27 protein-coding genes are annotated in these 24,003 nt (G+C 25.6%); 1 reads left to right on the top strand and 26 read right to left on the bottom strand.

All coding sequences use genetic code 11. From position 1 onward, the window contains the following. Positions 1-363 precede the first annotated feature (363 nt). Positions 364-1,116 (top strand): methyltransferase domain-containing protein, encoded by a 753-nt coding sequence (locus tag AYC61_RS00380; protein ID WP_066495078.1) that lies wholly within the window; start codon positions 364-366, stop codon positions 1,114-1,116. A gap of 219 nt (positions 1,117-1,335) precedes the next feature. Here AYC61_RS00380 and AYC61_RS00375 read toward each other — a convergent pair whose 3' ends face one another. From AYC61_RS00375 to AYC61_RS00255, 26 genes are all read right to left on the bottom strand, one after another. Continuing rightward, on the bottom strand, positions 1,336-1,752 hold the full coding sequence (locus tag AYC61_RS00375) for a PH domain-containing protein (RefSeq protein ID WP_066495071.1): 417 nt from the start codon (positions 1,750-1,752) through the stop codon (positions 1,336-1,338). Between the two features lie 463 nt (positions 1,753-2,215). Beyond that, positions 2,216-3,094: a UTP--glucose-1-phosphate uridylyltransferase GalU gene (gene galU, locus AYC61_RS00370; protein WP_066495070.1), complete on the bottom strand. Its 879-nt coding sequence runs from the start codon at positions 3,092-3,094 to the stop codon at positions 2,216-2,218. 165 nt (positions 3,095-3,259) lie between these two features. Then, a complete protein-coding gene (locus AYC61_RS00365; protein ID WP_242866716.1) occupies positions 3,260-3,979 on the bottom strand; it encodes a 4'-phosphopantetheinyl transferase family protein in 720 nt (239 codons plus the stop codon). A 234-nt stretch (positions 3,980-4,213) separates the two neighbouring features. Next, positions 4,214-4,723 (bottom strand): GNAT family N-acetyltransferase, encoded by a 510-nt coding sequence (locus AYC61_RS00360; RefSeq protein WP_066495058.1) that lies wholly within the window; start codon positions 4,721-4,723, stop codon positions 4,214-4,216. Beyond that, complete coding sequence (locus AYC61_RS00355) at positions 4,716-5,192, bottom strand: hypothetical protein (protein ID WP_066495055.1); 477 nt, start codon at positions 5,190-5,192, stop codon at positions 4,716-4,718. Before AYC61_RS00355 ends, AYC61_RS00360 begins: the two co-directional genes overlap by 8 nt. Positions 5,193-5,260: 68 nt before the next feature. After that, positions 5,261-5,755: a hypothetical protein gene (locus AYC61_RS00350; protein WP_066495052.1), complete on the bottom strand. Its 495-nt coding sequence runs from the start codon at positions 5,753-5,755 to the stop codon at positions 5,261-5,263. 4 nt (positions 5,756-5,759) lie between these two features. Further along, a complete protein-coding gene (locus AYC61_RS00345; protein WP_066495049.1) occupies positions 5,760-6,257 on the bottom strand; it encodes a hypothetical protein in 498 nt (165 codons plus the stop codon). A gap of 299 nt (positions 6,258-6,556) precedes the next feature. Continuing rightward, positions 6,557-8,269, bottom strand: a complete 1,713-nt coding sequence (locus AYC61_RS00340; protein WP_066495047.1) for an ABC transporter ATP-binding protein — start codon at positions 8,267-8,269, stop codon at positions 6,557-6,559. Between the two features lie 13 nt (positions 8,270-8,282). Next, positions 8,283-8,807: a hypothetical protein gene (locus AYC61_RS00335; protein ID WP_066495038.1), complete on the bottom strand. Its 525-nt coding sequence runs from the start codon at positions 8,805-8,807 to the stop codon at positions 8,283-8,285. Continuing rightward, positions 8,804-9,925, bottom strand: coding sequence for a beta-ketoacyl synthase N-terminal-like domain-containing protein (locus AYC61_RS00330; protein WP_066495032.1), 1,122 nt, complete (start codon positions 9,923-9,925; stop codon positions 8,804-8,806). Before AYC61_RS00330 ends, AYC61_RS00335 begins: the two co-directional genes overlap by 4 nt. Before the next feature lie 11 nt (positions 9,926-9,936). Continuing rightward, entirely contained in the window at positions 9,937-10,152 is a 216-nt protein-coding gene (locus tag AYC61_RS00325) for a hypothetical protein (protein WP_066495030.1), read from the bottom strand. Positions 10,153-10,168: 16 nt separating this feature from the next. Beyond that, positions 10,169-10,969: a hypothetical protein gene (locus tag AYC61_RS00320; RefSeq protein ID WP_066495027.1), complete on the bottom strand. Its 801-nt coding sequence runs from the start codon at positions 10,967-10,969 to the stop codon at positions 10,169-10,171. A gap of 2 nt (positions 10,970-10,971) precedes the next feature. Further along, positions 10,972-11,934 (bottom strand): peptidase U32 family protein, encoded by a 963-nt coding sequence (locus AYC61_RS00315; RefSeq protein ID WP_066495024.1) that lies wholly within the window; start codon positions 11,932-11,934, stop codon positions 10,972-10,974. 84 nt (positions 11,935-12,018) lie between these two features. Then, entirely contained in the window at positions 12,019-12,168 is a 150-nt protein-coding gene (locus AYC61_RS20865; protein WP_156456276.1) for a hypothetical protein, read from the bottom strand. 71 nt (positions 12,169-12,239) lie between these two features. Beyond that, complete coding sequence (locus AYC61_RS00310) at positions 12,240-13,019, bottom strand: hypothetical protein (protein WP_066495022.1); 780 nt, start codon at positions 13,017-13,019, stop codon at positions 12,240-12,242. Continuing rightward, a complete protein-coding gene (locus AYC61_RS00305; protein ID WP_066495020.1) occupies positions 13,003-14,241 on the bottom strand; it encodes a DUF6365 family protein in 1,239 nt (412 codons plus the stop codon). The genes AYC61_RS00310 and AYC61_RS00305 overlap by 17 nt, the downstream gene beginning before the upstream one ends. Then, a complete protein-coding gene (locus AYC61_RS00300; RefSeq protein WP_066495017.1) occupies positions 14,238-14,987 on the bottom strand; it encodes a sugar phosphate nucleotidyltransferase in 750 nt (249 codons plus the stop codon). Before AYC61_RS00300 ends, AYC61_RS00305 begins: the two co-directional genes overlap by 4 nt. A 1-nt stretch (position 14,988) precedes the next feature. Continuing rightward, entirely contained in the window at positions 14,989-16,341 is a 1,353-nt protein-coding gene (locus AYC61_RS00295) for a B12-binding domain-containing radical SAM protein (protein WP_066495014.1), read from the bottom strand. A gap of 12 nt (positions 16,342-16,353) precedes the next feature. Beyond that, the gene (locus AYC61_RS00290) at positions 16,354-17,328 is read right to left on the bottom strand and encodes a peptidase U32 family protein (RefSeq protein ID WP_066495012.1); all 975 of its coding nucleotides are present in this window, start codon (positions 17,326-17,328) and stop codon (positions 16,354-16,356) included. Beyond that, on the bottom strand, positions 17,325-18,245 hold the full coding sequence (locus AYC61_RS00285) for an SPASM domain-containing protein (RefSeq protein ID WP_066495009.1): 921 nt from the start codon (positions 18,243-18,245) through the stop codon (positions 17,325-17,327). The genes AYC61_RS00290 and AYC61_RS00285 overlap by 4 nt, the downstream gene beginning before the upstream one ends. Then, the gene (locus AYC61_RS00280) at positions 18,242-18,499 is read right to left on the bottom strand and encodes an acyl carrier protein (protein ID WP_066495007.1); all 258 of its coding nucleotides are present in this window, start codon (positions 18,497-18,499) and stop codon (positions 18,242-18,244) included. The genes AYC61_RS00285 and AYC61_RS00280 overlap by 4 nt, the downstream gene beginning before the upstream one ends. 24 nt (positions 18,500-18,523) lie before the next feature. After that, entirely contained in the window at positions 18,524-19,906 is a 1,383-nt protein-coding gene (locus tag AYC61_RS00275) for a radical SAM/SPASM domain-containing protein (RefSeq protein WP_066495004.1), read from the bottom strand. A gap of 24 nt (positions 19,907-19,930) precedes the next feature. Beyond that, a complete protein-coding gene (locus AYC61_RS00270; RefSeq protein WP_066495003.1) occupies positions 19,931-21,106 on the bottom strand; it encodes an ABC transporter permease in 1,176 nt (391 codons plus the stop codon). An 8-nt stretch (positions 21,107-21,114) separates the two neighbouring features. Beyond that, positions 21,115-22,479, bottom strand: coding sequence for an efflux RND transporter periplasmic adaptor subunit (locus AYC61_RS00265; RefSeq protein WP_066495000.1), 1,365 nt, complete (start codon positions 22,477-22,479; stop codon positions 21,115-21,117). 12 nt (positions 22,480-22,491) lie between these two features. Further along, positions 22,492-23,175, bottom strand: a complete 684-nt coding sequence (locus AYC61_RS00260; RefSeq protein WP_066494997.1) for a hypothetical protein — start codon at positions 23,173-23,175, stop codon at positions 22,492-22,494. A gap of 8 nt (positions 23,176-23,183) precedes the next feature. After that, on the bottom strand, positions 23,184-23,996 hold the full coding sequence (locus AYC61_RS00255) for a CPBP family intramembrane glutamic endopeptidase (RefSeq protein ID WP_066494991.1): 813 nt from the start codon (positions 23,994-23,996) through the stop codon (positions 23,184-23,186). Positions 23,997-24,003: the final 7 nt, after the last annotated feature.

Below are 24,003 nucleotides of genomic sequence, written 5' to 3'. Positions count from 1 at the left end.
TTAATATATCATTTATGTTTATTAATTTAAATATGTACAATTTTAACATTCAATGAATTATATCATAATCCTTTTAAGCAGTGAACTAAAATCTATTATATTAAAAATCAAAGTCTCAACTAAAATTATATTGAACAATAAAAAAAATTATGTTAGAATTACTATAAAACACTAATATTAAGGGGTTTTAAAATGTATTTTTATAATATTTTGTACGGGTTGTAACATAAGATTAGAGGTCCTCCAAATATATTAAATTTAATTAACTACAATCCCAGATTATTCATAGAAAATTATATAGCACACAATGGCGAGTTATATAAATAGTCAGGGATAAAAATATTTATTATGGAGGAATTAAAAATGAAAAAAAATGAAAAATTATACAATAGACTTATTGCTGAGGTAGAAGCAAACTTTGAAGGTTGGGATTTTAGTCATTTATCAGGTAGAGTGGAAGAATTCCCTTTGACATGGAACTATACTATTGCATTAAATAAATATTTAAAAGCTAGTTCTTCTATGTTAGACATGGGAACAGGTGGAGGTGAATTTCTTTCATCATTAAAGCCGCTACCAAAGTCTACATGTGCAACAGAAGGCTATCAACCAAATATACCAGTAGCCAGAAATAGACTGAATCCATTAGGTATCGAAGTTTTTGAAGTTAAAGATGACAGCAAACTACCTTTTAAAGATTCAAAATTTGATTTAATCATTAACAAACATGAAGCCTACGATCCAAGTGAAGTGCAAAGAATATTATCACAAGATGGAATATTCATCACTCAACAAGTAGGCGGTCTAAATGATTCTGATCTCAATGAACTATTTGGTGCAAAGCAAAGTATTTATAATGAATGGTGCATGAAACAAGCTGTAGTTGATATTGAAAATAACGGGTTAACAGTTTTAAAAAATAAAGAATGCATAACCAAAACAAGATTTTATGATGTTGGCGCAATAGCTTATTATTTAAAATGTATACCTTGGCAAATAGAAGATTTCACTGTAGATAAATATTTTGATCGTTTAGTTCATATTAACAATATAATTGAAAAAGAAGATTATATTGATATTATCTGCCATAGATTTTTGGTGATTGCGAAAAAATAAAAAACTACCTCAAAGCCACGAATTTCTTAGTCCAAATAACTAATGCTTCGGTGGAATAGCTTATTCCGAAAAAGAATTTATTTCTGCAACAACTTAAAGGGGATACTCATGATTGAGTCATCCCCTTTAACTATTTAAAAATTCTATTTAATTTCTTATATTATTAAATTTTTCTATTTTTTCGCAAACAGATGAACCGTCCCTTTGTTTGGAAAAAGATTATTTATATTGAACATTAGTATTGTGCTTTATTATCTCTTCAATAAATTGTTTTTTATTCTTTATTGAAATGATGGCTTTGCTCTGTTTGGTTGTGATCATGATTCTATCGAAAGATAAAGCACTACCAGCAATGGGACTTTTAGTTTCTTCTAGTGAAAGGATATCACTATAAGCAATATGAGTCTTAAAAAAGCCAAAATGAATAATCAGCTTATCAAGTTCCAGAGTAACATAATTATTGATGGTAAAAGGTATTATGAAAATATTAGTAATCAATGCGATTGCTATGTTCAGTATTAATACCCATGTACTACTACCACTTACATAAGTTATATAGGTAATATAACCTATAAAAATATTAAATAAAATAATCAATACAAACCACCAAAGTCCTATTTTCCCTTTATATTTCATATTAACTCCCTTTCTAATTACTCTTTGTAATTGATTAGCATAAATAACATCACTGATAATAATGATGCACATATGGTAAACAAATAAATACAAATAATGTTTGTTATATTCGCACTACTATTTTGTAAGATAAGCGACAAAACTGGAAAAGATAATGTAAGTATGAAGTATTCAAGGTAATATGCTTTGTTAGCAATTAGAATAATCTCAATTCCTTATAGATACTCTAAAAACCCATTTCTCCCTTATTGTAACATTTTTCTTATTTTTTGTAAACATGTACTAAAATCATCTAATTTTAATGCTTTCTTCTTTTTAAGCCATTTATTAATGTCGTCGACCCCCAGGGTTTTTTGCACTATTGGGGGTCGACGACAAAATTTAGATTCCTGTTTCATTTCTAACTATGTATATTTAATTCATTTATTGCTCATATTTTATATTCTTTAGATCAGTCCGTTATTTACACGCCCTCATTTTTCAATAAATCTATTAAATATTCCTTAAATTCTTCTTTTATATTGTCTTTTCTTAAAGCAAATTCAACCATTGCAGACAAAAATCCCATCATGTTTCCGACATCGTACCTTCTGCCTTCAAAAACGTAAGCATAAATGTCTTTAATATTACTTAAAGTTCTTAAAGCATCAGTTAATTGTATTTCTCCACCTTGTCCCACTTTAGTATGCTCAAGTATATCAAAGATTTCCGGTGTTATTATATACCTGCCTAATATAGCTATATCAGAAGGTGCATTATTCACAGAAGGTTTTTCAACTAAATCGTTTATTTTGTAAAGCCTATTTTCTATTTTATTGCCTGCCATTATTCCATATTTATATACCTGATCATGAGGTACTTGCTGTACTCCAATAATACTCGTGTTATGTTCTTCATATACTTCAATAAGTTGCTTTATACATGGTTTTTGAGGTGACCATACTACATCATCTCCTAATAGTACTGCAAATGGTTCATCTTTAATAAAAGATTTTGCGCAATGAATAGCATGACCTAAACCTTTAGGTTCTTTTTGTCTAATATAGTGTATATTAGCCATATTGGATATATCTTGTACCATCTTCAATACATCTGTTTTTCCTTTTTGTTTTAAAGCCATCTCCAATTCAATGCTTTTATCAAAATGATCTTCTATAGCTCGTTTATTTCTTCCTGTTATAATTAAAATATCTTTTATTCCAGCTTCAACTGCTTCTTGAATTATATATTGAATAGTAGGTGTATCTACTATAGGTAGCATTTCTTTAGGCTGTGCTTTTGTTGCTGGTAAAAATCTTGTACCTAGTCCAGCAGCTGGTATTATAGCTTTTTTTATTTTCAAAAGAATCCCCCCATCATTTTATACATAAGTACATGTAATCAAATTTAAATCTAAGACAACTCCCTAATTGATGTATCATTCATATAACACAAAATTTATGTTTTCACTACATTAAATTATACACCTTAATAAAGCAATATTGTAGAGCATAATTAATTCGCTAATTTATGAAATATTGCTATAATTTACGCTTTCATACAATTCATCAATTTTAATAATTCTTATATTTTCAGAAAAGCTATTTTTACAAGCACATACAGCCAATTTATATTCTTTGTCCAAATCATATTGTTTAAAGTAGAAATCATCAGTATTATTGTATTCGTCAGTATTTGTCATTGTTATATTGCCGTTATTACTTCTAAAATAAAAAGAATCTAATTTAATAGACAAACCTTTGCCAATAGCTTTAATGTAACTTTCTTTTAATGTCCATAATTCGTAAAAATACAATTTTCTTTCTTCTTCTTTTTTAGACATAAGATCATTATACTCTATTCTAGAAAAAAATCTCTCAGCTATTTTTAAGTCAGTTGAATTAATATATTCAACATCTATTCCTACAGGTAGATTATTAATCGCACACACTACCCATTCTCTTGAATGGGATATATTATAATGCATATTATCTATCATACTTAATGATGGCTTCCCATAATCATTTTTTTTAAACTTTAATTCGCTGTTTCTAATGTTAAGTTTCTTACAAAGTAGATATCTAATCAAAATACAACCAATTAATGTACTTTGTGCACATTCATAGCTGCAAAACTTTTTTATTCTACTTTTTTCACTCATTGTATGCTTAATTAACTTGTGAAATTTACTTTCATTAAAATTTTTGTCAAGTCTGACAGCATAAGTTTCTACTTTGATTTCTCTCACCACCTTATGTAAATTTATATGATAAATTTGACGTTTTTTATATACTACAAAAAAACAAACATTCATCAAAGTTTGTTTCACTTTACAAGTATATTAATACTAAAATAACTATGTTTAAATTCATATAAATATATTATGAAAACAACACATCTTAATATGAAACAAATTAAAAATTCAAATTTAATTAATTAGCATTACTATGACCATATTATAATATGCGTCTTAATTAAATACCTAATTACATCTATATATTTCATCAAAATAATATGTTTCAACAACATTATCTTTTGATATATTCTCAACTTTTTGTAGTTTTAATTTATTATTTATCTTACTTAATAGATTAATATTTTCCTCTTTAATTAATATACTGACTTTAATTAAATTTAATTCATTGAAACACATATCCAAAACCATTTTCCCTAATATCTGTCCACTACCTGTATTTCTGTATTTATCATTTAATACAATACTAAACTCTGCATTACCCTGAACCCAATTAACATTCATTACTGAAGCATAACCCATCATATTATTATTTCTAGAATAACCTATAAAATATAAATTATTATTACTCTGATTAAGTCTATCTATTAGAAATGATTTAATTTCTTCAAATTTATGATATTTCATTAATTCATTTGAAAACATTACTTTAGCATAATCTTTCATTAATAACTCAGCTACTTTATCAACATCTTCAACTCTCATATTTTTCAAAGTACATCCTCTATAATTAATCATATTTTTTATCTCCTAAACAATATATGTATATTTCTTTGCTATGATATTTACCCGCTTTGTATACAGAACCATATAATGTAGCATTTTTTTTGAAATTCATTAATTCAAGGAATTTTTTCGTATTTTCATCAAAACTAAAAATCGTTATTTTTATATATTTACATTGTCTATCCTCTGCGCGGCTAACTAAGTAATCAAATACCCTCTCTGCATTGTTTTTATAATCTGTATCCTCAACTATACTCAAATTAACATCTAAAGTTTTACTGTCAAGATCGCTTAATTTATCTGAAACCAAACCTACTATTTTACCATCTTCAAATATTCCTACAGTACCTGTTAATAATTTTTTTATTTCAAGAGTTCTCAGAGTTGCTGGTCGCTTAGTTTTGTAAAACAATTTTTCTTCATCAAAATAATTGACAATTTCTCTTAGCTCTTTTTCAGTAACTTTATCAAAATCCCACATTTCGTTTATTCACCTCTTTTTTTGCCATAAATAAAATAATGAATAACTTTCTTTCATTATCAAATTATCTAAATACTTTCACTTTTTTTCAAAAACCTCGTAACATATATAACACCATTTCCTTTTATATGGTTTTGAACGAAAAAGTTATCATCTATTATTTTGTCTATAATTTCATTATTATCTATTACTACTCCATCTATTTTTATTATGTAAAAATGACTTGTAATAAAGTTACAAATCAACTTTATGTACTCATTGATATAATTTTTTTTACTTAAATCATTATATTTTTCATCAAAAATAAATTTGACCTTAGTATTCCTATTTTCCCAATCAATGTCATGTAGACAGCATATACCTGCACATAAATCATCATCATACAGACTAATCGGTAATAATGTTTGATTCAATAATTTTGGGAGTTGCTGTAATTCAATTTCACTATCAGCTTTTAAAAAATTTTTTACATTTTTAAATTTTATAACTTCTATTTGTTTAAACGCTTCATTAACTAACAAGTTGTGTATATGTTGATATCTCCTAATACTTAATTTCCCCATCTATTCACCCCTTACATACTGGTAAATCTATCATATATTTAATAGTTTTGTATAGCTTTTGGTTATATAATATTTCATTCATTCTTACAAAAGTTTTTTTCAATCCAATTTGATTATAAAATTCAATCTCTTTATTAGAAAATTCAAATACAGTTGTTTCTAACCTTTTTAAAAATTCACATTTCTCTTTAAAAAACTCTATTGATATATTAAAAAAATTCTTTTTTATTTCTAAATCAATACTATCAATTGTCATGAATTTAAACTGAATTTTCACATCATTAACAACTTTATAATATGTTAGTCCAATAACTTTATCTCCATATCTTAAAATATAACTTTCAACTGATTTCATTAGAAAAAATTCTAATACTTGAATAGGTACTATACTTGGATATGATGTTTGGAAAAAAAATTTATCATCAAATAATTTCTCTACCTCTCCAAAATTCTCTAAGTTAACTTTCTCTAATTTGTACAACATTTTATTTTTTTCATCCATATTATACTCCTCTTGTATACTTTATTATTTATATAATAAAGATTATAAAAGACGATAAGTGATTCTACAATAGTTTGTATTATTAATTATTTTGCACAATTTGCTTTTCTTAACTAGAGGTTATAAATTCTCCTCAGTTTAGTCCTTTATTTAATAACTTTTATTATAAGTAACACATTACATCTTCATAATAACTAGCAAGTTTCTTTTACTATTACATCAGGTTCGTTATACATGTTTTTACCCCCCTACAATATTTTTATACAAACTATTTGCAAAGTCACTTATCGACAAACATTTCAAATACTACTTTCAGTTAATACAGTGCTATAATCCTTTTTAGATAATTTACCATCTTTAAGAACTAGTATTCTACTGCTACTATCAATAAATGTTTTCTTATGAGAAATATTTATTATTGTCTTATCCTTACACAAAAACTGCATTCTATCATATATAAGTTCTTCAATTTTAGAATCAAAAGCGGATGTACCCTCATCTAAAATTATTATCTTACAATGTTTTTTTATCATTACCCTTAAAAAACTAATTAATTGTCTTTGTCCTCCAGAAAGATTTTTTCCTTGTTCATTTACCATCTTATCTAATGTAAAACCATATTCCTGAAATATATCTTCTAAATTTAAACTTTTGATTAACTGCTTTACTTCTTCACAAGTTATTTTAGCATTAAAACATCTAATATTATCCAATATACTTCCCCTAAATAGCATAATATCCTGGCTCATATAAGCAATTTGATTCCTTATTTCAAAGACATTACATTGATTAATCTCTTGATCATCAATGGTTATACTACCTTCATAATGATTATAAAGACCCAACAATAATTTAAGCATAGTTGATTTACCTGAACCATTAGCACCAATAATAGTTACTTTTTCACCTTTATTTATTGCTAGATTTAAATTTTTAATTATATAATCACTTTGATCCGAATATTTAAAACTGACATTTTTATACTCTATATCACCATTTTCTATAGTAGGAATTAATCTATTCTCATTATCAGATTTTTCATCTTCTATTTTTAGTATTTCATTAATCCTTTCCCATGCAACTACAGCACCTTGTAAGTTCAACTTCAAACTAAATATACTAATAGCTGGTCCATAAACTAACCCCATGTATCCTACAAAAGCAGTAATTTCACCCAATGTCATTTCTCCTTTGATAGCCATCCATGCTCCAACAGCCCAAATAGCAAAAGGAATGATACTAGATATTAATTGTTTTATAAAATTTATCTTAATATTTAAATATGCATTTTTTTTATTTAGCTTCACGTTTTCATCATACAATTGATCAAATTGATTCATTCTTAAACTTTCAAAGTTGAAAAATTTTATTATTTCAATTGACATTAAGTTTTCAACAGTAAATCCTCTAATATTTGCTAAATGTTCCTGAATAATAGATCTCATCTTTTTTATTTTTTTAAAAAAAATCCTGTTATTAATAATAACCAATGGAATTAACAATAATGTTATAAGAGTTAAAAAACTATTGATTTTAAACAGCATTATTAATCCCACTATTAATTTTGTTATGTCACTAAATATTTTTATAACAGCGCCAGCACCAATTGAATAAAGTGCTGCTATATCACCATTCATTCGGGCTTGAATATATCCTTTTTGTTCTTTATCAAAGTAGGATAAAGGTAGATACATTATTTTATCCATCATCTTTTTCCTTATTTGTCTGTCAAAATGAATATCAAATAACGCCAGATTTCTATTTTTAATTATCTCTATTGAAGGTTTTATAAGAATTAAAAGAATCCATAGTATCATTACATTCTTATACATTAAAATATTCTTATTTAATATAACTTCATCAACTAATATCATATTAAAATACGGTACTACCATAGATAATAAAATGATTAGCAAAGTAGCAATTGCAGCCAAAATTGCATACTTTTTTAGTGGAAGCATAAGTTTTAAAATACATGATATTTTTTTTAAATCTGAATTTTTATATTTCATTTCATACCTCCATTTAATACCCATATACTTGACCACATATATTGACTGTCTTTTTTTTGAATATGGCATTTAAATTATTTTGTAAACTCATATTTAATAAGATTACATATTTACATTCTTTATTTGCTATTAGAGATTCAGCAATTATTTCTCCATTTTTAGGGTTAGTATCAGATATGCTACAATTAAACCCTTCAATACCAAAAGTTATAGCTATTATCCCTGATATCAAATTTTGAGCGGTATTCATAAACTTCATTGGTGATTTAATACCTCTTTTATAGATATTCTCAACAAACTCATCTTGAAAAACTTCCATTACATTATCTACATTTACTAAAACTCCTGTATTTTCAAGTTCTTTTTCTTCAAATTTTATTTTTGATAATAAATTTTGAACGACTATTATTGCTTCCAATACTAAATTGTTTTGATATATCAATTTTTCATTTTTTATATATCTATAATCATTTAATTCTCTATAGTCTTTACTTTTGCAATTAACAGTTAAAGACTTAGATGCTAATATCCTACTCAATTTATACCCTCCAAAACAATACAACAATTTACTCCTGTAAAACCAGAGGAAAATAACATAGCTTTTTCAAAACGAGAATTTGCAAATTTATTGGAATAAATATCTTTACTAATCTTTGTATTAGTGATATTTGCAGTGATAGTAGGAACATAATGATTTTCCATCATTAAAAATAATGCAATTAATTCTATAATATTTGAAGCTCCTAATGTATGTCCAATTAAATGCTTTATTGAAGTAACTTTAGCCTGTACATTATAGCAATCAAATATATAGTTTAATAATTTATCATTAACCTCATCTATTATTTTTGTTCCATTACTGCAAAAACATATGATGTCTAAATCTGACCATTTGTATTTTGATTTTTTTATAGCTTTTTTTATAGCCAGTTTTAACCCTTGTCCTGATTTACATGGTTTTAAAATATCATAGCTGTCATTTGTAATTACTGAACTTTTTATTCTAAAATTTGAATCAGGTAAATAATTTTTACCAATTAATAAAGTACCCACTCCTTCTCCTAATAATATTCCTTGTTTATTATCAGAAAAATAATTCATTGTTTTACCTTTATTTAATATTTTTAAACATTCTAGTCCATCAGATATAAACCCACTTATATAATCAAATCCAACTATAAAACACTGATCTAAAATATCATTTTTTAATAACTGCTCTACTATTAATAATGCTGATGCGCCTGAAACACATGTATTTGTAACTGTAGTACTATACCCGCTTATTTTAAATTTTGCTACTAAATTAGCAGTAATACTATTAATTCTTCCATAATTTTTTAATCTATCATCTATTTTTTTGTTCTCACTCGAATAGCCTAAATCTACTGCTCCAAGACTTGAAGCTACTATTAGACCAACTCTCTTATTATTTGCAATAGATTTTTCTGAAATATCTATTCGTCTAAGTGTCTCTCTAATAGAATCCTCACACAATAGATTTATTACTTCAGTTACTGATTTATTATCTCTAATAAATAATTTCCCATATTCGTTTGTATTTTTTATAGTTTTAGAATACTTTATTGCATCCCAAAGTTTATTAACTCCATTACCAAATGGTGTAATTAAACCATAGCTTTGACAATATATATTCATCACTCCTCATGCTAAACCAGATATTTTAAAATAATAGCATAAAATATCAATAATACACTTCCTAATATTCTTATTTTTTTATAAGATCCATCAATACTTTTTGTTTGCAAACCAAATAATCCTAATACAGTATTATAAAATGTAATAAAAACTGTTGGTTTTACTATAATAATTATTGAAAATAGAATTAGCGCTCCTAATAATATATAAAGAATGTACTTTTCCATTGTTATAAATTACCTCCTATTTTAAAATTACATTGTCATACAAATCAACATCTGTATTTTGCCCAATATTAATTTCTTCATAAACAGCATTGCCAATCAGATAATTATTTTTAAAATAAGCTTTATCTAAACTTGATATTTCATCATTAATAATTCGATTTTTACCCCATTTTTTTACAACATCTAAGTGTACTTTTCTTTTACATATATTTTCATTGTAGCAATTAGGATAATATAACTGAAAAAACCTTGCAGCAAAACAGATTCTTCCAACTGACAGCAATTTATTAAAATTATATGTAGTCACTTTGAATCCATTCTTTTTTAAATTATATGCTGCATCACCTTTGTGATAGTTTAACTCAAATTCTTTTACATTATATTCTTCAAATAATTTCTTTTTACTATGATCAAGACAAAAATATTGATTAAAAGCAGATTTTACATCATTGTTTTCACATTCTAATATCTTGGAACTCCAAGGACAATCAAAAAATGAATGTGTTAAAATACGTCCTATTACTGGATTAATTTTATTATTGTCAATTAAGTTCTTGCACATATAAAGTAACCCTACATCATTAAATACTACTTTTATCTTTTTTTTAGCTGCTATTTCGTTAATTATATTAAAAATTTTATCTATAAGTTTTTGTGGAACCATAGGTGTCACAATTCTAATATTCTTTTGTTCAAATTTATCAAAATTAAAAGTTCCCATACTACTTATAAAAGCATTAGCACAAGTTTCATGTCCTAAAACTATATTATTGCAAGATTCAATTTGAATACCTTGTACCAAATTAAAAACTTCCATCTTTACCTCCCAATCATATACTTTAAATCACTATTTCTATCAATAAATTTACACTTATTAGCTCTGCACCACTGTCTTTTCCACCAATATGGAAGATTTTCCTGCAAAGTTTTTGGCTCAACTTCATTCCTTAGTTTTTCTAGTGATTCTTTGTATAATGATATAACTTTAGCTATATATTCTGGATTTCTATCTCTCCCAACAATTTTTAGTGAATCAACCCCTGCTTCTTCTAATTTTTTCAAGGAACATATACTACAACCGCTTTCAACATCAAGGATATTATCATTCATTTCTATTCCATTCTTTTTAACACGATATGTATTTTTACAAGTAACTCCTGGGATAAAATCTGCATCATACCTTTCTCCAATATCGTGTTTAAAACTACACATACCATTATAAAAAGAACATCCTAAATATCCAATCGTTTCAATATCAATATTGGTCTTTTCTTTAATAGCTCTAATATCATCAATCGTAATATGATAAGAAGTTACAATACGTTTTACATTAAGTTTCTTAAAAAATTCAACCTGATAAACATTTAGCGTTTTCAAAAAAACACTTGCATGTACTTCTATATTATATTCTCTCTCTTTTAAATAATTTAATAACCCAATATCACCAACTACTATTGCATCTACTCCTGCATCTATTCCTCGTTCGATATAATTTACTGCATGGTCAATGAATTTCTTTCCTTTAAATATTTCATCATTAATAAAAGGAAAATTGCATAAAAAATTGACAGTAGTGTTGCTCTCTTTACAAACTTTCACAATTTCTTTCAACTCTTTAAAACTGCATAATATCTGCCTTCCATCATAAGCTGATTTACCTCTTCCTGTCATCGACATTTGAGAAAACAACTCATCATCTGCTCCTAAATAAACTTCTTCAGCTCCAGATTTTATAAATAATCTGGCTGATTCAACATTACTTACTGGTGCTAATATTTTCATAATTATAACCTCGTAATTAGAATTTTTTATATAAATGTCGTCTGATTAGCTAAAGCCAATCAGACGCATTTATACATCTTTTTATTAGCAGTGGTTATGTTCGAAATTCCAACCTGCCCATTGACATATTGATAAGCAAGCCTCATCTTCAACTTCTGCTCCTACTACGATACCTAAGTTTTCAAGTTCTTTCATGATATTTAGCCCCCCTTCATAGTAAATTTCTATTGTCACTAGATTTTTAATTTATAAGAAAACCAAAATCTAGGTACAAGCATTATTTTTACAATCAGTCTAATGTATATTTAACCTTTTTTATTAGCATCTTCTATTATGCAGTCATACATATGCATGTCCACATTTGAAGTATTGGTATATCTGATACTTCTTCCCTTTAAAATAACATTATAATTCACAGTACTATTACCTAAATAAATATCATTATTATTACAATATCTACAGCAAGAATGTATATTTTCCTTTATTATAGATTTTAAAGGACAACTTCGAATTAAAGTCACATTCACATATGGATATACCAATATTTTGTTAAAAGGAAAATTTTCTTCTATATTATTCTTGTTATATGTATTTTCAAAGTGCACTCCACTAACATGATACTGTTTTAATAAACCCCAACACTCTCTCATATTTAAAGATGTATTTTGTAAATTTTCTCTAATGCTCTCTTCTAATTTAAAATATACATTTTCAGTTATTGGAGTTTTTTTCTTTCTATTTAAAAGAATACCAGTTTCAATTCTAAATTTATCCTCTATATCACTACCATATAAAGTATTTATAAATTTCAATACTCCCCAATCATTAACAACTATACCTATTTTATAGTTATATTCTGCTATTTGTAATATTTCTTTTAGATTAACAAAATCTTCTTCAAATAAAAATGGTATAATAACTGATAAACCTATGTTTCTCTCTTTGCAATATTTTAGTAAATAATTCATTTCAGCTTTAGTAATCAAATATTCATTACAATGATAATCTCCAAAATAAATATGGTCATATTTATTCTGTATAAGCTCCAACTCTTTAATTTGTGATATTCTAATAGCTTTTTTCATTCTGTTTCTCCTCAATAATTTTACTTAGACATGGTAATTTTCTACAACTTTCAATATATTTAGAGTACAAATCACTGTTATTTTTATCATTTTCTATTAAAATTGATCTTAATATTTCAGCTGCTTCTTTTTCATTAAAAATTTCTACTATATTCATCAATGATTTTGTAACTTTGTTAACTGAATAAAATTTATTCAACACTTCTATAGCTGTTTCTGGAAATATCATATATCTTGATACTTCATTGAATTTATCATCAAAATACTCTAGTATTCTTTTTTTATTTTTCTGTGAAATATTACATTCACATTTTAACGATTCAAGCGTCCTTGATTTTGAATTAACAAAAGTTACGACTTTTACATTGCTTTGGATTGCTCTTGAAGCCATATTTGATATTGCATTAATTGTAATAACCAAATTACTTTTTTTTATCAAATAATCTGTTTCTTCAATCGATAGCTGAGAAAAACTTTGATCAATTTCTATGTTATTAAAATTAAAACTATAATCCCAATATCCAAAAGTAAAAACTTTTGCTTTAATATTTAAATCGTCAATATAAGTTAATATAGTATCTATAATTAATTTAAGACTTTTCTTCTCGTTAATATTACCTATTTTATCAATCCAATTTCCTATAGGAAAAAGTATTATTTTAGAATCATCATTAGTTGATTTATGTAAAATTTTATCAACTGTAGGTGCTGATGATACTCGATTTTTCAAAGCGCAATAACTAACATATTCTACATAATTTTGTATTGGATCATGTAATGGTACTGGTCTAAGAATTTTTTCAACCCAATTTGGTACTTGTAGACTTAAACAATCTGATCCAAAGATAGAACCTTCAACTGATTTTTTATAGCAATTCCCTATAGTATCTATAATATAAGTTTTAGCATTGGTATTTTTTAACCATTCAAAATAAAATGGAATCTTTATTAATTGATTTCTTTTGTACATATGATAATCTGTAAATAAAACTACATGAGGTTCAAATTTTTTAATAACTTTTTCAAATAGGATTTTATTAGCCATCAGATTATTTTTAAAATAGTATATTTTATCACTACTATTAGCTAAAATAAATTTTAACATTTCATGTCCTATATAAATAACTTCATGCCCACAACTTTTCATTTGTTTTGAAAAACTAACTGCCGTATACGACTCTCCAATACCAGTAGAAGGATATATAATAGTTAGTATCTTCATATCGTTACCCGGCTTTCTAATTCTATGGATAAACATTTTTCATAGTCTTTTAAATTATTTATATTTACATTAAACCCATTTTCGATAAGCATATTAACCTCACTTTTCATAATGAATTTATTAAGCCAATTAATAAAAGTAATGTTGTTTTTTGTATCTGATAAAGAACATGTACTTTTTTCGGAAAAAAAGCTTTTATTCAGTACTGCAATACCATTCCAATAATAAGAAGTCTTAATATCATAATCATCTGGTTTTTCAATGAGTTTAATTATTCTACCTTCATCATTTACTACTACATTGCAGCCTTTTTTTATATCATCAAGATTATCTGTACTCATTGCTCCTATATATGATCCTTTATTAATTTCGGCAACATCTGTAAAGAAATTTGGATTATTGAAATATTCATCTCCAAAAATCATCATAAAATAATTTTCATCAATATCATTCTCTACATTAGTTAATGCTTCTACAAGTCCTTTTTTTTCTTGTTCTAGTCGTATTATCAAATCAAATGAAAATTTTTCTTTGACATTTTTACTAATTTTATCAGCCCAAAATTTATCTTTTTTATTAATAACTAATAGCACTTTTTCTACTCCTAAAGGTACTATCCATTTTAATTGCTTAATCAATAGCGGCTCATCTATAACAGGTATTGCGAATTTCGGAATATAATCAGTTAATGGATATAACCGCTTCCCATCTCCTCCTGAAAGTATTACAACGGTCTTCACATTCATATTACGCCTCCAAAATTTCACTTACTATTTTGTTCTCAATAATGTTTAATCTATTATTTCTATTAACTACCATCTTTCTAATTTCGTCATTATAACAAAATTTCAATTTATCATTGTCAGTTTTTGTGAATTCCATTAACCCATTGCTTAATCTTTCTTTTATACAAGACATAGGATCAATAATTATATAATCATATACTAATTTTAATGTTTTTATTTTCATCATTTTTAATTTTCTTATTAGTTTAAGAGTATCTAACATTGTTTCTTTTGTTTCTTCAATAATATTTCTAGAGAAAAACAATGTAACTTCAATATTGTGTTTTCTACAAAATTCCAAAACTTTAATTAATTCATTATTAGTATACTTTTTACCGTATTCTTTTCTTATTTTTTCATTACCTGAATGTGCAGTTATTGCATAATGCATCCTACTGCCTAAATCAAATTCTTCTATAATATTATTAAAACTTGTGCTTGGAATCTGCCAAAATTCATTATACAGCTTTACTTTATTTATTTTAGAAAATTCAGTTAAGAATTTAGTATAATAATCTTTTCCAAAAGAACATATATCATGGGTTAGATTAATATTTTCAACTTCAAATCTTTTACTAATATTACGGATGTCTTCTAAAACATCTTCTGAAGATCTTTTTACTAATCTGCTTCTACCTAAATATTTATTACAAATTTCCTTAGCTCCATCACATGTTTTACAATTATATATACACCCACGTCCATTCACTAGCCAATAACTACTTCTTTTACAGCTTGCATTAGGAAATGGATAGTACAGTAAATATTTGTAATTTTTCATGAATGTTATATCTCCATACGAGATATTTTTAAAATTTTCTAAGATGTATTCGGAATTATAAATAATTATTTTGTCATCTTTTTTATAAATCAAATTCTTAACATCATATATGTCTTTACCTTTATCTAGCTTCTTTAATAAATCCAACAATGGTTCTTCACTATCTCCTTTTATAATAAAATCTATATTATTATTGCTGTTAATTATTTCTTTACAAAATAGTGAAGCTGTAAGACCACCTACAATAATTTTACTTGATGGATATATTTTTTTTATTAGATCAATATTCTTAAATGCTTGCTCTAAATGAACAAACCAATGAATTTCTATAAGAAAATACTCAAATCTATTTTTAGTAAGCCAATCATAAAACGAAAAATCATGATTTAACAATTTTTCTAGAGCAAGATTAATACCTACCATTTTTATATTACTTTTTTTAAGTATATCAGCAATTCCACATATTCCCGCAGGTATTACCCAATGATCAGCACCTTTTCCACTTGATGAATGAATAAAACATATATCTCTCATTGGTTACTCCTTTCAATTATCTGAGTACAAACACTCTTTACTATTAGGAAAATTAGAACAAACAAGTTTATTTTCTTTTACATCTAATAGGAATTCTTTCTCATTAATACTACTCTTTGATAAATTAATAGCTTTACTTAACCTTTTAATATCGCTCATTGTGTTTACAATATTTGTGGATCTAGATACAAGTTTAAGGCTATCCACTCCAATTTTATTTATTTTATATAAAGAACAAATTCCACAATTAATATTCTTATGAAGATTTTTATTTATTAAATGTAGCAGTTGTTTTTCATCTAAATTAAATTCATTCATTTGTGCTTTAATAGTGTCAAATCTAATTTGACATGTTGGAGAATAACCATATAAATTATCACCATTCTCATTTACATAACGAATGCCATGAAGCTGATTACAAAAACCATCTATATAAGTACAACCTTCATTAAGTATAAAAATTTCTAATTCTATGTTAGGAAATTTCTTTTTAAACAACGCTATTTCAGAAAGTTTGATTGATCTTGGCAGAATAATTCTTGTTACACCAAAATTATTAACATAAAAAGATATACTTTCTGTATTAAAGGCTGCACCTCCAGTACTAACATGTATTTCTATGTCTTTTGAAATATTTCTGATTAATTGCATAATACTAATATCAGAAACAATTATTGCATCTACAGACAAATCAGTTGCTTTTTTAATATATTCTGTTAGTAGAGGTTTTTGTTGATTAGTATATACATGTTCATTTAATGTTAAAAATACTTTTTTCTTTTTTAAATGAACTTCTTTTATAACGTTTTCTAGTTCATAGAAACTTGATAGATTTGAATTCTTCCAAGGTCTTCTATTAATTGCTGAAAAAGATCCAAATCTTTTTACCCAATTTTCATTGTATACACCACAATAGAATTCTTCTGCTTCACTATCAATAATTAATCTAAGGTTATCTAATGAACTTATTCCAGTACAAATCTTCATGATTTTATCTCATCCATTTCTAAAAAAATTAATATTTTTATAGCCAAACTTAATGTTTCCTTCATGCATTGGCAGTAGTAATCATCATGTTTGCAAACAACAGGACACACTCCGCCGCATATAAAACGTGCATAGCATCTTGAGCATGTTTCATTCTCGTATATTGTATTTGTTTTTTTGAATTGACTTAAATCACTAATTTGATATTGCTTTGAAATACACTTTTCACATTTATATAACTGACCATCATCATTTACGAAACAGCTGGTTGTTCCCGAGTCACATTTTCTAACCCTTCTTTTATTTTGCTTAATACAGTTTATAATTTTTTTTAAGGATTTCATATTAATTATTTTTTCAATATTATTACCTTTGCTAAATGTTTTAGAAAGAATTTTAATATTATCAATTAAGTTTTTACTAGGAATAATATAACAATTACTAACCAACCTGCTTATTTCATCATCTATTTGACAAATCATACTATCATCAATCTCATCATTTAAATGATATGTAATACTATTTGAATTACTATCATTCATAACCTCTAAATCATTTTTCATTGAAGCAAATCTAATTTGATTTGGTTTGGTATTCCAGTATTTCATTATTTTTTTAGATGTTTTTAATGCAGTTAGCTTGTTCTTTTTGAATTTTATACAATTTATCTTAATCAAATTACTAAAATCATAGATTGTTCCTATATCATCATAATTCTTGATAATATTTTTTTCTTTCCATTTATTCAATAATGCCATAGCTTTTATAGAATTATCATCTATATTTAAATCAACAGTTTTTTTTGATCTTATTATTTCTTCTAGTTGTCTGTTTAAGCGAAGAATAACTCCATTAGCTGGAGAAAAGCCAAAGATTTCTCCTCTAAATGTTATGGCATGAATATCTATATCCATCATTTATCTATTTTTCCAATTATATATTCTGCTAAGTTAGCTGCCTTATTAAAGTGCTTCACTTCCAGTTCGTCTTCATCAACTTCTATGCTGTACAATAATTCTAATTCGATAATAAATTCTAATATTGTAACTGAATTAAAATTTAATCCATCTTCTAAAAATGAAGTTTCTTCATTTATATCATTATCCAATTTTATTTCCATTTTCTCATTTAAAATAGTATTAATATCTTTTAAGATTTGTTTAACTTCCATTCTTATCCCCCCATTTTGTTATTATTACCTATATGAAATTATACTTTCTACAACTTTTTCAAGCCTTTTAAATATTGCATTATTATTAATTTTCAAACTGCTTACCATTTGAATTACTAACGTTATTATGTGTTTATTTATTTCACAAACTAACTCATTCTGTTTACCCTTATTAATATATCTACTAAAATAGCATGATCCTCCACATATGTATTTAGCCCAACAAGTACTGCATACCTCATATGAATCACAAGTTTTTTCATACCATTTGCCAACAACACTATCATCTATAAATCCAGATTTAATATTCCCCATCTTAGTCTCTGGATACATTGAATAAAAATCACATGGATAAATATCACCATTTGGTAAAATTGAAAATTTAGTTTTCCCAGCTTCACAACGATATAATGCTTTTTTCCCTGATATTATCCTAATCATTGCTTGTCCTAAAAAATTATTATAATCCAAAAGAGCCATAACATACTTCCATCGATTGTTTAAAATTTCTTCTTTAAGAAAATCTGCTAATTTAGTATAGTTCACTTTTATATTTTCAATATTTTCCTTGTTTATTATTTTGTTTGTATTATCACAATCTCTAACAACTTTCATTTGAACTTTTTCAAATCCAGAATCAACCATATATTTCAACCGTGATACATAATCATTATCCTCCGGCATTATAACAGAAAAAACGTATAATTTCCTTTCAGGACTATTCATAGCATTTATAATCATCCTACTAGCTTTCATTGTGTCTTTATAACTGCCTCTGCCATCTATGTATTTTCTATTTTTATCATGTTTTTCTATGTCACCGTCTATACTCATAGCAACTCTAATATCAGTTTTTTCTATAAAATCTAATACTTTTTCATTAATTAATACTCCATTAGTTGTAAATCCAATATCATATTTAATCAAATCATCAAGACTATTACAGTAATTGTATACCTCTTTAATTACTTCAAAGTTAGTTAAAGGTTCTCCACCACTTGTGAAATAGATTTCAAAATTATTTGCATCCTTTCCAATACCATTTCTAAAAAAATCAACAATTTCTACCGAAGTTTCTTTAGCCATTTTTCTAGGTAAACATTTTATTCTTTTACTGAAACAATAAGAACAATTCAATGGACATTCTAACGTGTTTTGAATGCTAAGATAATAATTCTTAGTATTTATTTTTTTAGCATCAAATGATTTTAACTTTCTTAAATATCCTTGGTTTTGTAAATACTCTATTTCTTCTTCAAAAGATTCTTTTGTTTTATTATCTAGAATTTCAGAAGTTTGAAAAAATGGAACCATCTGATCACTAATTTCAAATATTGATAAAGATTCTCCATCAAATACAATATTTTTTCCTTCAACTTGTGTTAATAAAAAATTAATCTTTTCCATTTAATATTCACCTCTTTTCCAGTTTTATTCCAAACATTCTAAAGGATCCATTTTTGATGCTTTAATAGCTGGTAATAATCCAAACATTAAATTTATTATTGTACAAAAGCTAGTGCTTAAAACTAAAGATAAATATGATATCTTTAAAGTTACAGGTGATATCTGATTAATAATCATTATTAGAAGTATACTAATTAATATACCAATAAAAATTCCTACAACCGAATATATTAAACTTTCAAATAGAAACTGCAAAACAATATCATTATTTTTTGCACCTACGGCTTTTCGAAGTCCAATTTCCCATTTTCTCTCATTAATTGACATTAACAACACATTCATAATACCAATTCCACTTACTATCAAACTAATTGAAGTAAGTAATGCAGTAGCAGCAATTACAATATTAAAAATTAATTCAAACCTTTCTTTATTCTCAATTAAGCTATCAATATCATATTTTGCATCTTTACCTTTTAGAATCAGCAGTTTTTGTGTTAACACAACTTTATACTGATTAATTTTATTTTCATCATCAACTGACAGTAAAATGTAGTTTATGCCATTAATGCCAAAGTATTTTTCCATTATGCTGTATGGTACATAAACATCATATGGATTATCAAAGTTTGTCACTGTATTAGTTTCAGGTTTATCAATATATCCAATCACAACAAACTCATGATTTTTAATCATTATTTTTTCACCAATTGGATTTATATTCTTATATAGAAATTTTTCTCTTATTTTATTTGAAATAACACAAACATTCTCTTCATTTACAATATTTTTCTTACTAATGAATTGACCATTAACTGGTAATTTTCTTATATGCTCAAACTCATCACTAACACCAATAATTCGTACATCTCCATTTGCATTATTCTGATTAATTGTAGAGTACTCAATTAAGTTTGGAGAAATATTATCTATACCTTGTATTTTAGAAAGAGAATCTAAATCTGCATTTGTTAAAATAGAATTTTCAATATTTGTATTTTTAGATATTGTAATCCAAAGCATATTGGTCCCTATTCTATCATATTCATTTGAAATAAAAATTTTTAAATTTTCACTTATAGTCATAACCACTATTATTGTAATAATCCCAATTATTATGCCTATAATAGATAACACAGATCTTATCTTATGTTTACTAAATGATTTGAATGCAATCTTTACAATATTAATAATTTTCATATGATCTCCTAGTCTCCAATATCAATTTTAAAATTACCACCTTCAGTACCATTGTCTATAATGACTCTTTCTCCACCAATCAAATCATAATTACCTGTTGTAATAACCAAAGCATTTTTATCTAAATTATCTGATTTTATAAAGACATTATTTGCTACTGTAAAAACAATATCAACTACATGTTTTTTTGCAAAATATTCTTCTCCTGATTCAGATTTTTTACATTCAAATACTACTGTTTTTTCATCTCTATTAACTACTGAAGTTGCTGGAAGCATTAAATATCCTTTATCATCACTACAATTCTGTTCTTCTGCTGTAGCCTTAATTTTAGAATCAATTTTTACAGATACAGGCATGTTATTCAATAATCGCTTTGTATCATTGTCTCTGTTAACATTCATACGAATGATATAATAATTCAAACCGTTATTTTGATAAACTATTGGTGTATATTCTGAAATTGTTCCATTAAGTTCTGTACCTTCAAAATCATTTAAATATATAATACCTGATGCATTATCTGCTAATTTTTTGTATTCTGATGCTGTTAGCTTAATTTCTACATAGAAATTCTCACTTTTACTTACATCATACAGATTAGCTATTGTTTCATATTTATTGCATATCGTATTTATCTTGATATCCTGAGCTAAGTAAATATATCCATTAGAACATGCTTTTATTTCGATATCTTGCTGCTCTATTAATCTTTTTTTATCTTCACTTAATGATAATTTATCTGCTTGTTGATTCTTTAATTCAAACATTAAACCATCTAGTTCTATTTTTAGTAATTCTAGCGTTTTAATAAATTCAATATTTTGCTCTTTCAATTTTATGTTCAATGAAGCTGTTTCTCTCAAATACTCTGCCTTTGGAATTAATTGAACATCATATTTGTTTTTTTCTTGAACTATTTGCTCTTCAATTAATTTATTTTTTTCGTTTATTAATGTTCCATAGTTTTGAATTTCATCTTTTTTTAACAATATCTTTGAATTTAATGTCTTAATTTCTTGTTCTGCGTAATTTAAATTCATATCTACCTTTGATAATTTATCCTTATAAGCTACTTCATCTATATAATGCCCTCTAATAAACGGTGTACCTACATTAACATAAATACCATCATCAATTAATATTTTATCTACAGTTAGCGCTTCATCTAAAGACATACTAAATATTGAGTTGTTTTTTAATTTTAGTGTGCCTTTTGCATTTATTGAGGTCTCAACATAATCTTTTACTTCTACATTTTCCACCATTACTTCTTTAACATTATAGTTTTTAGTTTTATTTGAATTATTCAGATAAATTATTAGTATTAGTATTAATACAGTTATAATAAAATAGTAATACTTCTTTTTCATGATTTACCTCCGTTAGTTGACCCAAGTAACAAAGCTTAAAATATTAATATGAGATAATGCCCACACTATGAAAATAAATACAAGTGCTTGAATCCAAACATAACTTTTATTAGTAATACCTAATAATTTTAGTCTGTTCAATAAGTAGATAAACGCTAATACTGTAAAAAAATTAATTGTTTTAAGAATAAAATTAATAGTATCACTTTGAATATTTATATTCTTAGTAAATAAATCTAACCCCATTGTAAAATCGTTATATTCTAGAAGCTGAGTTAATACAACATCGTAAGAATTACCAATACTTATTAAATGATCACTACTAATTAAAGTACCTAGCAATAGTGGAACTAAAATACTCATTAAAATAATTAATAAGAAAGTACTATATGTTCGCTTTAGACCAATGGTCTTTGTATCCAAATTTTTTATTTTACTGTATACTCCTGTAATTGCATATACAATAATTACAGCTATAAAATAAATAAATGTCATAAATATTACTTTTGAAAAACTAGCAATGTACTCGAATCCCAAATTGTTCCATTCTGTATTTTTAAGTAGCTTATCCATTTGCGAAACTGATAGTTTCCACGATAGTATTACAGTAATTCCAATTGCTAGTAATAGCAATATGCCCTGCATTATCTTATTAAGTTTAGGTTTTTTGCTACTTAAAACAATTTTTTCTTCCATATTACACCTCACGCTTCTAATTTTTCATAAACATTCTTTTTCTTATTATAAATAGTAATTATAATAATCGCAGTTAATAAAACAATTATAGATATACCTTTTGAAAATAGTAGTTGTATGTCTGTATTTGTTAAATACTTAATTTTTATTATATTTCCACCACTGCTTATAAAGTTCCATCCAAAATGTATACTTACGCAAGCATAGAAATTAATTTTTTTGTATACGTAATATAGAATTAATGCAAATAGGAATAATGTAATCCATCCTAGTAATCCTTGTACACTTAATGGATGTAAAACAGTAAATAATGCTGATGTCACAAACATAATGATTTTGTCATTTAATTTAATGTTTTCTAAAATATTAATATAAAATAATCGAAAAATTAATTCTTCATAAGTCACTGAAACTAATGTACATATTATTCCAAGTGAAATGCTTTCAGCAGAGATTATTTTTATATGTATACTGTCTATCATGTCAAATGAATATCTCAACCCAATTATTATTGATATCAACAGCATACCAAAAACTATACTTGATAAAATTACTACTGATAAATTCTTTTTATTTGTATGGAAACTTTTTTTATTAACCTTTACTATCTTAAATACAATTTTTATGTACAAAAATGTTATACAAGTCCTAGTTATAAGTATCGCAAAATTCCACCAGCTAAAATAATTTTTTACTTTAATTCCTGATTTATTTAATAAAAAATGTACCGCTATGCTAAAAATACTATCTATTATTATAAAACCAATAAATGATAATACTATAATAGCTATAATTTTAAATAACTTTTGCAATCTATTCATATATCCC

Origin of the sequence: Abyssisolibacter fermentans (assembly GCF_001559865.1) — a bacterium.
GTDB classification, from domain to species: domain Bacteria; phylum Bacillota; class Clostridia; order Tissierellales; family MCWD3; genus Abyssisolibacter; species Abyssisolibacter fermentans.
The sequence above is the reverse complement of the archived record's forward strand: the minus strand, read 5'-3'. Positions and strand labels throughout refer to the sequence as shown.

What these genes read in the sequence shown, in the direction of transcription:
- AYC61_RS00330 (WP_066495032.1), bottom strand. Translation starts at nt 9,925, where the DNA reads ATGAATATATATTGTCAAAGCTATGGTTTAATTACACCATTTGGTAAT.
- AYC61_RS00350 (WP_066495052.1), bottom strand. Translation starts at nt 5,755, where the DNA reads ATGGGGAAATTAAGTATTAGGAGATATCAACATATACACAACTTGTTA.
- AYC61_RS00275 (WP_066495004.1), bottom strand. Translation starts at nt 19,906, where the DNA reads ATGGAAAAGATTAATTTTTTATTAACACAAGTTGAAGGAAAAAATATT.
- AYC61_RS00270 (WP_066495003.1), bottom strand. Translation starts at nt 21,106, where the DNA reads ATGAAAATTATTAATATTGTAAAGATTGCATTCAAATCATTTAGTAAA.
- AYC61_RS00280 (WP_066495007.1), bottom strand. Translation starts at nt 18,499, where the DNA reads ATGGAAGTTAAACAAATCTTAAAAGATATTAATACTATTTTAAATGAG.
- AYC61_RS00305 (WP_066495020.1), bottom strand. Translation starts at nt 14,241, where the DNA reads ATGAAGATACTAACTATTATATATCCTTCTACTGGTATTGGAGAGTCG.
- AYC61_RS00315 (WP_066495024.1), bottom strand. Translation starts at nt 11,934, where the DNA reads ATGAAAATATTAGCACCAGTAAGTAATGTTGAATCAGCCAGATTATTT.
- AYC61_RS00260 (WP_066494997.1), bottom strand. Translation starts at nt 23,175, where the DNA reads ATGGAAGAAAAAATTGTTTTAAGTAGCAAAAAACCTAAACTTAATAAG.
- AYC61_RS00380 (WP_066495078.1), top strand. Translation starts at nt 364, where the DNA reads ATGAAAAAAAATGAAAAATTATACAATAGACTTATTGCTGAGGTAGAA.
- AYC61_RS00295 (WP_066495014.1), bottom strand. Translation starts at nt 16,341, where the DNA reads ATGAGAGATATATGTTTTATTCATTCATCAAGTGGAAAAGGTGCTGAT.
- AYC61_RS00355 (WP_066495055.1), bottom strand. Translation starts at nt 5,192, where the DNA reads ATGTGGGATTTTGATAAAGTTACTGAAAAAGAGCTAAGAGAAATTGTC.
- AYC61_RS00300 (WP_066495017.1), bottom strand. Translation starts at nt 14,987, where the DNA reads ATGAATGTGAAGACCGTTGTAATACTTTCAGGAGGAGATGGGAAGCGG.
- AYC61_RS00325 (WP_066495030.1), bottom strand. Translation starts at nt 10,152, where the DNA reads ATGGAAAAGTACATTCTTTATATATTATTAGGAGCGCTAATTCTATTT.
- AYC61_RS00345 (WP_066495049.1), bottom strand. Translation starts at nt 6,257, where the DNA reads ATGGATGAAAAAAATAAAATGTTGTACAAATTAGAGAAAGTTAACTTA.
- AYC61_RS00320 (WP_066495027.1), bottom strand. Translation starts at nt 10,969, where the DNA reads ATGGAAGTTTTTAATTTGGTACAAGGTATTCAAATTGAATCTTGCAAT.
- AYC61_RS00360 (WP_066495058.1), bottom strand. Translation starts at nt 4,723, where the DNA reads ATGATTAATTATAGAGGATGTACTTTGAAAAATATGAGAGTTGAAGAT.
- AYC61_RS00255 (WP_066494991.1), bottom strand. Translation starts at nt 23,996, where the DNA reads ATGAATAGATTGCAAAAGTTATTTAAAATTATAGCTATTATAGTATTA.
- AYC61_RS00310 (WP_066495022.1), bottom strand. Translation starts at nt 13,019, where the DNA reads ATGAAAAAAGCTATTAGAATATCACAAATTAAAGAGTTGGAGCTTATA.
- AYC61_RS00265 (WP_066495000.1), bottom strand. Translation starts at nt 22,479, where the DNA reads ATGAAAAAGAAGTATTACTATTTTATTATAACTGTATTAATACTAATA.
- AYC61_RS00375 (WP_066495071.1), bottom strand. Translation starts at nt 1,752, where the DNA reads ATGAAATATAAAGGGAAAATAGGACTTTGGTGGTTTGTATTGATTATT.
- AYC61_RS00290 (WP_066495012.1), bottom strand. Translation starts at nt 17,328, where the DNA reads ATGAAGATTTGTACTGGAATAAGTTCATTAGATAACCTTAGATTAATT.
- AYC61_RS00285 (WP_066495009.1), bottom strand. Translation starts at nt 18,245, where the DNA reads ATGATGGATATAGATATTCATGCCATAACATTTAGAGGAGAAATCTTT.
- AYC61_RS00340 (WP_066495047.1), bottom strand. Translation starts at nt 8,269, where the DNA reads ATGAAATATAAAAATTCAGATTTAAAAAAAATATCATGTATTTTAAAA.